An 11,235-nucleotide genomic window follows, 5' to 3' on the forward strand; every position below is an offset into this window, starting at 1 on the left:
GCGGAGCCGCGGCCGCCAGCGCGGCGGCGGCGACGGCCAGTCCGGCGGCGGTCACGCGTCGCCGTCCGTACACGAGCCGCCGCAAACGGTGTCTGCCGCGGTGCCCCGGGCGCACCGGCCTGAGATCCGGGACGACGCAACGCGCACGTTCCCTGTCCCGCCCGTGGGCGCGTCCGTGATCACGTCCAGGATCGTGTCCGTGCTCGTGTCCGTGCTCGAAGTCACCGCGGCCGTCGTCGTCACGGTCGGGTTCGATGTTCCGGGGCATCACGCTCACCGCCTGCCGTCTGGGGATTCGGCTTCCGTGACCACGGTGCACGGTTTCGCCGGAACCCGCTGACGGCTGTGGAGAGCTGGGCTGCTGTGGACAACGCCGTCACTCGGGCGAGCACTCGCGCGAGCGGCGGCGCGCTTTCGCCCTACGGCAGTTCGATGCCCGGGTCCATCCCGCCCAGCGACTGCGCGCAGCCGCAGCCGCGCTCCTCGGGCAGCTCGCCGACCGCGTCGAAGATCACCTTCCGCAGCCGGCCCACGTTCTCCCCGAAGACCCTCAGCACTTCCTCGTGCGAGACGCCCTCGCCGGTCTCGGCCCCGGCGTCCAGGTCGGTGACCAGGGTGAGCGAGGAGTAACAGAGCTCGAGTTCGCGTGCCAGCACCGCCTCCGGGTGGCCGGTCATGCCGACCACCGACCAGCCCTGCGCCGCGTGCCACATGGACTCGGCGCGGGTGGAGAAGCGGGGGCCCTCGACCACGCACAGCGTGCCGCCGTCCACCGGCTCCCAGCCGTGCGTGCGGGCAGCGGCCAGGGACGCCTCCCGCCCCGCCGCGCAGTAGGGGTCGGCGAAGCCGAGGTGCATGACGTTGGGCACGGTGCCGTCAGGGAGCGGTTCACCGTCGAAGTAGGTCTGTACGCGCGATTTGGTCCGGTCCACCAGTTGGTCGGGCACCAGCAGGGTGCCCGGCCCGTACTCCGGCCGCAGGCCGCCGACGGCGCAGGGAGCGAGGACCTGCCGCACCCCGGCGGAGCGCAGCGCCCACATGTTCGCGCGGTAGTTGATGCGATGCGGCGGCAGGTGGTGCTTACGACCGTGCCGCGGCAGAAAGGCGACGCGCCGCCCGGCCAGGTCGCCGAGGAAGAGCGAGTCGCTCGGCTGCCCGTACGGAGTGTCGATCGTGACCTCGGTCACGTCGTCGAGGAAGGAGTAGAAGCCGGAACCGCCGATGACGCCGATCTCTGCCTGTTCGCTCATGCGGGTCAGCGTACGGGGCGCCCGTGAGCGCGCCGGGGCCGGGCCGAGCGGCCAGGCCGGGCCGTCAGGCGGCCGAAGTACTCGCCTTGTTCGAGCTCTTGGAGCCGCTGTCGCCGGAAGAGCCGGAGCCTGAACCGGAGCCCGAAGAACCCGTGCCGGAAGAGCCCGAACCCGAGGATCCGGAGTCCGAGGAGGTGGACGACGAGGAAGAAGCCGACGAGCTGTCGCTGCTGCTCTTCGACGCCGTGTCCGAGGACGAGTCCGACGTGGTCTTGGCCGCGGCGCTGCCGCTCGAGGTGGAGCTGCGGCTGTCGTTGCGGTAGAAGCCGGAGCCCTTGAAGACGATGCCGACGGCCGAGAACACCTTCTTCAGGCGCCCGGCACAGCTGGGGCACTCGGTCAGCGAGTCGTCGGTGAACTTCTGCACCACCTCAAGGCCCTCGCGGCACGCGGTGCACTGGTACTGGTACGTCGGCACGTTCTTCCTCCTGGCACTCTCACTCGATGAGTGCTAACGACGCTCCATCTTGCAGTATTCCCGCGCGCCAGTCCACCGTGACAGGTGCACGGTGATCGAATCCGCCCGACCGGCAGCCTGGCGGGCGGGGTCAGGGCCGCGGTTTCCCGCTCAGCCAGCCCGCCAGTTTGCCGCCCCGGCCGACCGCGAGCAGCCGTTCCTCCGCCGCGTCCCGGACCTTGTCGGTCGCCACCACGAGCAGTTCGTCCCCGTGCCGCAGAATGGTCGTCGGCAGCGGCACGAAGCTGTTGCCCTCCCGTACGACCAGGGTGACCGCCGCCCCGGGCGGCAGACGCAGTTCGGCGACCTCCACACCGTGCATCTTCGAGTACCTCGGGACGGCGACCGACAGCAGATGGCCGCGGAGTCGCTCCAGCGGGGCGGACTCGATGTCCAGGTCGACCGGTTCCTCGCCGTCACTCAGTCGCAGCGTGCGGGCGAGCCAGGGCAGCGTCGGCCCCTGGACCAGCGTGAAGACGATGACGAGCACGAAGACGATGTTGAAGATGCGTTCGCTGCCCTCGACTTCGGTGACGCGCGGGATCGTCGCCAGCACGATGGGCACCGCGCCCCGCAGGCCAGCCCAGGCCAGCAGCGCCTGATCTCGCCAGCGCTGATCGAACGGCAGCATGCTGACCATCACGGACAGTGGACGTGCCACCACGGTCAGCACCAGCCCGACGACGATGGCGGGCCAGAAATCGTCGTCCAGGTCGTGCGGGGTGACCAGCAGGCCCAGCAGCACGAACAGGCCGATCTGTGCGATCCAGGCCAGTCCGTCGGCGAAGCCGCGTACCGCGGGACGGTGCGGCAGCTTCGCGTTGCCCAGGAAGAGTGCGGTGACGTAGACGGCCAGGAAGCCGGAGCCGTGCGCGATCGCACCGCCCGCGTAGGCCAGGACGCACAGCGCCATCACGGCGATCGGATAGAGGCCGGAGGAGGGCAGCGCGACCCGTCCCAGCCCGAGTTCGCCCAGCTTGCCGACCATCAGCCCGACCACCAGCCCGATGACCAGTTCCAGCACGATCTCGCCGACCAGCACGTACCAGTCGTCGGCGGTGAGGCTGTGCGAGGAGAAGGCGACGACCAGGATGACGACGGGGGCGTCGTTGAAGCCCGACTCCGCTTCCAGCACGCCGGCCAGTCGTTTCGGCAGCGGCAGCCTGCGCAGTACGGAGAAGACGGCGGCGGCGTCGGTCGAGGAGACCACGGCGCCCATCAGCAGTGAAGCCTGCCAGCTGAGACCGACGAGATAGTGGGCGGCGGCGGCCGTGACCGCCACACTCACCGCCACGCCGACGGTCGAGAGCACCGCGGCGGCGGGCACCGACGGGCGGATGTCCCCCCACTTGGTGCTCAGTCCGCCCTCGGCCAGGATCACGACCAGGGCGGCGTAGCCGAGCGTCTGGGTCAGTTCGGTGTTGCTGAACTGCACGCCGAGGCCGTCCTGCCCGATCGCGATGCCGATCCCGAGGTAGACCAGCAGGCTGGGAAGCCCGCTGCGGGAGGAGAGCCGGACGGCGGCGACGGCGATGAGCAGGACGAGGGCGCTGAGCAGCAGCAGTTGGTTCAGGCGGTCGACAGTCAGGGGCGGATCCTCCTCGATCGCGTGCCGAAGTCCCTTTCAGGTCTCCTAGTTCGTTTGGTTAGCTAACAATTTACCATTACTTGAATGTTCCGGCCTGTTCCGTGACTCCCTGTGGGGTGCGGAGAGGGGGCCACCTATGGTTGCTTCAGCGTGAATTCGATCCGGCCTTCACGCTCAAGGTCCACCCTGCCCTCGAAGGACAGCGATGCCCGCCAAGAAGACCTCGCGACGCGCCCGTCTGATCGTGATCGCAGTCGTGATGCTGCTCGTGGCCGGCATCGGCGGCGGTACGTTCTGGACCATCAGCTCCGTACGCGACTCCTTCCCGCAGACCACCGGCTCGCTGAAACTCAAGGGCCTCGACGACCCCGTCGCCGTCAAACGTGACAAGCAGGGCATCCCGCAGGTGTACGCGGACAGTTCGAAGGACCTGTTCACCGCCCAGGGGTACGTGCAGGCCCAGGACCGCTTCTGGGAGATGGACGTACGCCGCCACATGACGGCCGGGCGGCTGTCGGAGATGTTCGGCAAGGAGCAGGTGAAGACCGACGCGTTCCTGCGGACACTGGGCTGGCGCCGGGTCGCCCAGCAGGAGTACAAGCAGCTCTCGCCGCACACCAGGGCGAACCTCAAGTCGTACTCCGCGGGCGTCAACGCCTACCTCAAGGATCACAAGGGCTCCGCGGCCTCGGTGGAGTACGCGGCCCTCGGTCTCTCCAACGACTACACCCCGCACAAGTGGAGTCCGGTCGACTCGCTGGCCTGGCTCAAGGCCATGGCCTGGGATCTGCGCGCGAACATGTCGTCCGAGATCGACCGCGCGCTGATGTCCGGCCGGCTCTCGAAGCAGCAGATCGAGGATCTCTACCCGGACTATCCGTCCGACCGGAACAAGCCCGTCCTCGAAGGCGGCCGGATAGACCCCGGCAGCAAGAATTTCGACCCCGAGGGCGGCTCCGCGGCCCCACGGAGCGGCGGGGGAGCGCGGCAGGCCGTACAGAACGCCGGCAGTCAGCTGGACTCGGTCGCCACCCGGCTCGACAAGATCCCCGCACTGCTCGGCCCGAACAACAGCGGCATCGGCTCCAACTCCTGGGTGGTCTCCGGGAAGCACACGACCACCGGCAAGCCGCTGCTCGCCAACGACCCGCATCTGAAGCCGCAGTTGCCGTCCGTCTGGTACCAGATGGGCCTGCACTGCCGTACGGTCAGCGCCTCCTGTCCCTACGACGTCTCCGGCTTCACCTTCGCGGGACTGCCCGGCGTCGTCATCGGCCACAACCAGGACATCTCCTGGGGCATGACGAACCTCGGGGCCGACGTCACCGACCTGTACCTGGAGAAGCTGCGGGACGGCGGGTACGTCTACGACGGCAGGCGGAGGCCCTACAAGACCCGCAAGGAGACCATCAAGGTCGCCGAGGGGGAGAGCCGGAAGATCACCGTGCGGGAGACCAACAACGGACCCGTCATCTCCGACCGCGACAGCGAACTGCGCAAGGTGGGCGACGAGGCCCCGGTGGACAACGCCGCACCCGACCGGGCGGACGGCTACGCGGTCTCCCTGCGCTGGACCGCGCTCAGCCCCACCAAGTCGATGGACGCCGTCTTCAAGCTCAACCGCGCCTCCGACTTCAAGGAATTCCGCTCCGCCGCCGCCGACTTCTCGGTGCCCTCGCAGAACCTGATCTACGCCGACACCAAGGGCAACATCGGCTACCAGGCGCCGGGCCGCATCCCGGTGCGCGGCGCCGGCGACGGCCGCTTCCCGGCTCCCGGCTGGGACCCGCGCTACCGCTGGAAGAGCTATGTGCCGCAGCGCGCACTGCCGTGGGAGTACAACCCCGAGCGCGGCTACATCGTCACCGCCAACCAGGCCGTCGTCGATGAGAAGAAGTACCCGTACCTGCTGACCAAGGACTGGGGCTACGGCACCCGCAGCCAGCGGATCAACGACCTGATCAGTTCGAAGGTCAGGGACGGCGGCAAGATCTCCATGGGCGACATGCAGACCATGCAGATGGACAACAGCAGCGAGATCGCCAAGCTGCTGGTGCCGCACCTGCTGAAGATCGACGTCAAGGACGGCTACGTACGCGAGGCGCAGAAGCTGCTGGAGGGCTGGGAGTACACCCAGGACGCCGACTCGGCTCCCGCCGCGTACTTCAACGCGGTCTGGCGCCATCTGCTGCTGCTCGCCTTCGGCAACAAGCTGCCCAAGGAGCTGCGGGTCAAGGGCGACTGTCTGAACGTCCGTGTCTCCGACGACTCCGGCCCGGTGGACGATCTGAACGGCAACGACCGGGTGATCCGCGAGTGCGGCCGGCGCGGCGAGGCCTCGGGGCAGCCGGACGGGGGTGACCGCTGGTACGAGGTGGTGCGCAAGCTCATCGAGGACCCCGACAGCGACTGGTGGCAGACCCCGGGCAGCAACGGGCGCCACGGCGACCGCAACCGCGACGAACTGCTCGCACACGCGATGAAGAACGCCCGCTGGGAACTGACCTCCAAGCTCGGCAAGGACATCGACACCTGGAGCTGGGGCCGCCTGCATCACCTCATGCTCAAGAACCAGACCATCGGCACGGACGGCCCCGGCTACATGCAGTGGCTGCTCAACCGCGGCCCCTGGGACCTCGGCGGCGGCAAGGACGCCGTCGACGCCACCGGCTGGAACGCGGCGGGCGGCTACGACGTGATCTGGGCGCCGTCGATGCGCATGGTCGTCAACCTGGAGAATCTCGACAAGTCGCGCTGGATCAACCTCACCGGCGCTTCCGGGCACGCGTACAACCCGCACTACGTGGACCAGATGGACAAGTGGTCCGAGGGTGCCCTGCTGCCGTGGGCGTTCAGCGAGGACGCGGTCGAGAAGGGCACCGAGGACGAGATGGCGCTGACGCCGTAGCGCTCAGGCCGTAGCGCTCAGTGGCGGTGGTGCGGCGGGGGTGCCGTGAACCGGTAGACCTCCGAGGGGGTCACCGCGGCGGCGACCGGGAGGTCGTGCGGCTCCGCCGGCACGCTCCCGACGAGTTCGGCGTCGTAGAGCAGCACCGCGAGCGCCGGCCGTGCCCCCGCGGCGCCGATCCGGGCCAGCACCCGGTCGTACGAGCCGCCGCCGCGTCCCAGCCGGACCCCTGCCCCGTCCACCGCCAGCCCCGGCAGCAGCACCGCGTCCACCTCTGTCACCGCGTCCGGGCCCAAACGCGGGCCGTCCGGCTCCAGGAGGCCCCGCCCGGCGCGTACGAGCCGGTCCGCGCCCTCGTACACGCCCCAGTCCAGGTCGTTGTCCGGCAACAGCACCGGCAGCAGCACCCGCACGCCCTGTGCGCGCAACGCGTCCAGCAGCGGTCGCGTCCCCGGCTCGCGCCCCACCGACACGTACGCCGCCACCGTCCGCGCCTCCGCCAGTTCGGGAAGCTCCAGCGCGCGTTCGGCGAGCACGGTGGACGTCTCCGCCGCGTCATGTGCCGTCAACCGGGCCCTCACCGCCAGGATGCTCTCGCGCAACACATGCTTACTAGCGTCGATTTCGCCCACCGTCGGTGCCCGATCCCTTCCGGCCTGGTCATAGCGTGGATACCGCACATATCACGGCGAAGACGTGCCTTCCGGGCAAACTCACCGGTTATGGTGCGGGACATGACTACTTCTCTTACACGGATCACCAAGGCTGTCATCCCCGCGGCCGGCCTGGGCACCCGCTTCCTGCCGGCCACCAAGTCCACGCCCAAGGAGATGCTTCCGGTCGTCGACAAACCGGCGATCCAGTATGTGGTCGAGGAAGCCGTGTCGGCCGGTCTTTCCGACGTTCTGATGGTCACGGGCCGCAACAAACGCCCCCTCGAGGACCACTTCGACCGTAACTACGAGCTCGAACAGGTCCTCCGGGACAAGGGCGACGCCACCAAGCTCGGCCGGGTGCAGGAGTCCAGCGACCTGGCGACCATGCACTACGTGCGCCAGGGCAACCCCAGGGGGCTCGGGCACGCCGTCCTGTGCGCCGCCCCGCACGTCGGCGACCAGCCCTTCGCCGTACTGCTCGGTGACGACCTGATCGACCCGCGGGACCCGCTGCTCACCCACATGACGCGGGTGCGCGAGGAGCACGGCGGCAGCGTCATCGCGCTCATGGAGGTCGACCCGGCCAGCGTCCACCTCTACGGCTGCGCCGCCGCGTCGCCCACCGGAGAGAATGACGTGGTGCGGGTCTCCGACCTCATCGAGAAGCCGTCCCCGGCCGAGGCGCCCTCCAACCTCGCCATCATCGGGCGGTACGTCCTCGACCCGGCGGTCTTCGAGGTGCTGCGCAAGACCGAGCCGGGGCGCGGCGGGGAGATCCAGCTGACCGACGCCCTGCAGACCCTGGCCGCCGAACCCTCCCTGGGCGGCCCGGTGCACGGAGTCGTCTTCCGCGGCCGCCGCTACGACACAGGCGACCGCGCCGACTATCTGCGCGCCATTGTCAGACTGGCATGCGAACGTGAGGATCTGGGCCCGGAGTTCCGGGACTGGTTGCGCAGTTTCGTCACCGAGGAGATGTGAGGCGTTGAGCGAGACCTGGTCGGTCGAGGAGCACCTGGACGACATCCTCCGCAGCGTGCGCCCGCTGGAGCCCATCGAGCTGCAGCTGCTCGAGGCGCAGGGCTGCGTCCTGGTCGAGGACGTGGTGGTGCCGGCCTCGCTGCCTCCCTTCGACAACAGTTCGATGGACGGATACGCGGTGCGTACCGCCGATGTCGAGGGTGCCTCCGAGGAGTTCCCCGCCGTGCTCACCGTCATAGGGGACGTCGCGGCGGGCAGCGGTGAGCTGCCCGCGGTCGAGCGGGGCCAGGCCGCCCGCATCATGACGGGCGCCGCGCTGCCGCCGGGTGCCGAGGCGGTGGTTCCCGTGGAGTGGACCGACGGGGGCAGGGGCGGCGGCCCGGCGGACTCCATGACCGCCCGCAGCATCGACCCGGGGGGCGCGAGCGGAGAGGTCCGCGTCCACCGTCCCGTGGCCGACGGCCAGCACGTCCGGCCGCGGGGCAGCGACGTACGGACGGGCGCGGTCGCACTCAGCGCCGGTACGGTGCTGGGCCCGCCCCAGGTCGGCCTGTTGGCCGCCATCGGCCGGGGCACGGTCACGGTCCGCCCGCGCCCGCGCGTGGTCGTCGTCTCCACCGGCAGCGAACTGGTGCAGCCCGGGGAGCAGTTGGGTCCCGGCCAGATCTTCGACTCCAACAGCTTCGTGCTGACCTCCGCGGCCCGCGAGGCCGGTGCCATCGCCTACCGCGTGGGGGCCGTCGCCGACGACGCGGACACCCTGCGCTCGACGATCGAGGACCAGCTCATCCGCGCCGACATCCTCGTCACCAGCGGTGGGGTCAGCGTGGGTGCGTACGACGTGGTCAAGGAGGTTCTCTCGCAGCTCGACGGGGGCGGCAGTGTGGAGTTCCGCCGGCTGGCCATGCAGCCCGGCAAGCCGCAGGGCTTCGGCCTGATCGGACCGGACCGCACCCCGGTCATCGCGCTGCCGGGCAACCCGGTGAGCGCGTACGTCTCCTTCGAGCTCTTCGTCCGGCCGGCCGTCCGCGCCCTGATGGGCCGCGCGTCCGTGCGGCGCGAGACCGTGCGGGCCCGGCTGGAGACCGAGGAGGCGCTGACGTCCCCGGACGGCAAGCGACAGTTCCTGCGCGGCAGTTACGTTCCGCCGGCGGTGGGGGAGAGTCTCGGCTCGGTCCGTACCGTCGGCGGTGCCGGCTCGCACCTGATCGCGGCCCTGGCGCAGGCGAACGTGCTGATCGACATCCCGGAGAAGACGACACGCGCCATCCCGGGCGAGGAAGTGGCCGTGGTGCTGCTCGACTAGTGCCTGTCGCCCGGTCACCCCCAGGGCGCGCCCGGTACCGTATCCGGTCACAGGGACGGACCGGGAGAACGATGAGCAGCGCCGAGCAGCCACACCTCACCCACCTCGACGAGGGTGGGGCCGCCCGCATGGTCGACGTCTCCGGCAAGGAAGTCACCGCGCGCACCGCTCACGCGACCGGACGGGTCGTGGTCTCACCCCGCGTCGTCGAGCTGCTGCGCGGTGACGGCGTACCCAAGGGAGACGCCCTGGCGACCGCCCGCATCGCGGGCATCATGGGGGCCAAGCGGACGCCCGACCTGATCCCGCTGTGCCACCCGCTCGCCGTCTCCGGCGTGCGGGTCGATCTGTCGGTCGCGGACGACGCGGTGGAGATCGCGGCGCGGGTGCGCACGACGGACCGTACGGGCGTGGAGATGGAAGCGCTGACGGCGGTGACGGTCGCTGCCCTGACGGTGATCGACATGGTGAAGGCCGTCGACAAGTCGGCCGCCATCGCGGACGTACGTGTCGAGGAGAAGACCGGCGGCAAGTCGGGGAACTGGACGCGCTCCGGGCCGGGTTTCGCGACGTCCCCGGGGTCGCCGTCCTCCGAGCACGAGCAGCCCACCCAGGAGGGAACCGGCGCATGAGCCCTAGCCAGCAGCCGTACCGCGCACTCGCCGTCACGGCGTCCAACCGCGCCGCCGACGGCGTCTACGAGGACGACGGCGGACCGCTCCTCGTCTCGGGACTCTCCGCCATGGGCTTCGACACGGACGGGCCGAGCGTCGTACCGGACGGCGAGCCTGTCGCCGATGTGCTGAACGCGGCGATCGGCGCGGGCTACGACGTGGTCCTCACCACCGGCGGCACAGGCATCTCCCCCACCGACCACACCCCCGAAATGACCCGCCGCGTCCTCGACTACGAGATCCCCGGCATCGCCGACGCGATCCGCGCCGAGGGGATGGGGAAGGTCCCGACTGCGGCTCTCTCCCGTGGCGTCGCCGGCGTCGCGGGCCGCACCCTGATCGTCAACCTTCCCGGTTCGTCGGGCGGCGTGCATGACGGGCTCGCCGTACTGGGCCGGCTGCTGGTACACGCCGTCGACCAGATCCACGGCGGGGACCACCGCAGAGGGGAACCCAGCTGAACGCCCCCTGGCCGGTCGAGCTGGCGGACGGTGCGACCACCCTCCGCCCGATAAGGCTGCGCGACCAGCGTGCCTGGCGTGAGGTGAACCAGCGCAACCGCGACTGGCTGCGCCCCTGGGAGGCCACCATTCCGCCCGCTCCGCCCGGGCTGGAGCCACCGGGCCGTCCGACGTACCGGCAGATGGTCCGCCATCTGCGTGCCGAGGCGCAGGCGGGCCGGATGCTGCCGTTCGTGGTGGAACACCGGGGGCGCCTGGCCGGTCAGTTGACGGTCGCCGGAATCACCTGGGGGTCGATGTGCTCGGGCCACATCGGCTACTGGGTCGACCGCGCCGTCGCGGGGCGGGGTGTGATTCCGACGGCTGTCGCACTGGCGACGGACCACTGTTTCCGCAGGGTCGGGCTGCACCGTGTCGAGATCTGCATTCGGCCGGAGAACGCGCCCAGTCTGCGGGTGGTGGAGAAACTCGGTTTCCGCGAGGAGGGGATGCGGCCCCGCTATCTGCACATCGACGGTGCGTGGCGGGATCACCGTGTCTTCGCGCTGACGGCCGAGGAAGTGCCGGAAGGTGTGCTGACGCGCTGGCATCGCGCGGCTCCGGGCGCGTCGCATAAATGAAATAGATGTTCGATATTAGCGCTGTTCCGAACACGCGGCGTCCGCAGCGGAATTGGCGACGAAAGGGGACACCTGTGTCCCTGGTCGGAAGAAAAGCTGGAGAGATCAGCCGGATCGTGCGACACACCGCGCTATTTGGCAGATGGGCCCGGCTAAACCCCTCTACCGTGTGAGGGTGAGCAGCAGTGGCCTCATCTACGCAGTCATCGTCGGGGCGTGGGCCGCCTACTTGGTGCCGATGTGGCTCCGCCGGCAGGACGAGCTGAACGAAGCC

Annotated in this window: 10 protein-coding genes and 1 pseudogene; 6 read left to right on the plus strand and 5 right to left on the minus strand. The window is 69.9% G+C overall.

All coding sequences use genetic code 11. The features are described 5' to 3' along the window. From ACRDP3_RS24620 to ACRDP3_RS24635, 4 genes and pseudogenes are all read right to left on the minus strand, one after another. A pseudogene (locus ACRDP3_RS24620) lies at nt 1-268 on the minus strand (hypothetical protein); the annotation flags it as partial. A gap of 151 nt (nt 269-419) precedes the next feature. Next, the gene (locus ACRDP3_RS24625; protein ID WP_431519187.1) at nt 420-1,250 is read right to left on the minus strand and encodes an S-methyl-5'-thioadenosine phosphorylase; all 831 of its coding nucleotides are present in this window, start codon (nt 1,248-1,250) and stop codon (nt 420-422) included. A 64-nt stretch (nt 1,251-1,314) separates the two neighbouring features. After that, on the minus strand, nt 1,315-1,677 hold the full coding sequence (locus ACRDP3_RS24630; RefSeq protein WP_431519194.1) for an FmdB family zinc ribbon protein: 363 nt from the start codon (nt 1,675-1,677) through the stop codon (nt 1,315-1,317). Nucleotides 1,678-1,858: 181 nt separating this feature from the next. Then, nucleotides 1,859-3,373 (minus strand): potassium/proton antiporter, encoded by a 1,515-nt coding sequence (locus ACRDP3_RS24635; protein ID WP_431519195.1) that lies wholly within the window; start codon nt 3,371-3,373, stop codon nt 1,859-1,861. Between the two features lie 187 nt (nt 3,374-3,560). Between ACRDP3_RS24635 and ACRDP3_RS24640 the strand changes: the two genes are divergently transcribed. After that, on the plus strand, nt 3,561-6,263 hold the full coding sequence (locus ACRDP3_RS24640) for a penicillin acylase family protein (RefSeq protein ID WP_431519188.1): 2,703 nt from the start codon (nt 3,561-3,563) through the stop codon (nt 6,261-6,263). 17 nt (nt 6,264-6,280) lie between these two features. Here ACRDP3_RS24640 and ACRDP3_RS24645 read toward each other — a convergent pair whose 3' ends face one another. Continuing rightward, the gene (locus ACRDP3_RS24645; protein WP_431519189.1) at nt 6,281-6,895 is read right to left on the minus strand and encodes a 5-formyltetrahydrofolate cyclo-ligase; all 615 of its coding nucleotides are present in this window, start codon (nt 6,893-6,895) and stop codon (nt 6,281-6,283) included. Nucleotides 6,896-6,997: 102 nt separating this feature from the next. Between ACRDP3_RS24645 and galU the strand changes: the two genes are divergently transcribed. The 5 genes from galU (at nt 6,998) to ACRDP3_RS24670 (ending at nt 10,961) form a co-directional block, all read left to right on the plus strand. Continuing rightward, nucleotides 6,998-7,900, plus strand: a complete 903-nt coding sequence (galU, locus tag ACRDP3_RS24650; protein WP_431519190.1) for a UTP--glucose-1-phosphate uridylyltransferase GalU — start codon at nt 6,998-7,000, stop codon at nt 7,898-7,900. Nucleotides 7,901-7,904: 4 nt separating this feature from the next. Continuing rightward, nucleotides 7,905-9,206 carry a molybdotransferase-like divisome protein Glp gene (gene glp, locus ACRDP3_RS24655; protein ID WP_431519191.1) on the plus strand — a complete coding sequence of 434 codons (1,302 nt, stop codon included), beginning with the start codon at nt 7,905-7,907 and terminating at the stop codon, nt 9,204-9,206. Between the two features lie 71 nt (nt 9,207-9,277). Beyond that, nucleotides 9,278-9,838: a cyclic pyranopterin monophosphate synthase MoaC gene (gene moaC, locus ACRDP3_RS24660; protein WP_431519192.1), complete on the plus strand. Its 561-nt coding sequence runs from the start codon at nt 9,278-9,280 to the stop codon at nt 9,836-9,838. Next, nucleotides 9,835-10,341 (plus strand): MogA/MoaB family molybdenum cofactor biosynthesis protein, encoded by a 507-nt coding sequence (locus ACRDP3_RS24665; RefSeq protein ID WP_431519193.1) that lies wholly within the window; start codon nt 9,835-9,837, stop codon nt 10,339-10,341. The genes moaC and ACRDP3_RS24665 overlap by 4 nt, the downstream gene beginning before the upstream one ends. Beyond that, nucleotides 10,338-10,961, plus strand: coding sequence for a GNAT family N-acetyltransferase (locus ACRDP3_RS24670; protein WP_431519196.1), 624 nt, complete (start codon nt 10,338-10,340; stop codon nt 10,959-10,961). Before ACRDP3_RS24665 ends, ACRDP3_RS24670 begins: the two co-directional genes overlap by 4 nt. Nucleotides 10,962-11,235: the final 274 nt, after the last annotated feature.

The organism is Streptomyces sp., assembly GCF_050698815.1.
Classification (GTDB): Bacteria; Actinomycetota; Actinomycetes; order Streptomycetales; family Streptomycetaceae; genus Streptomyces.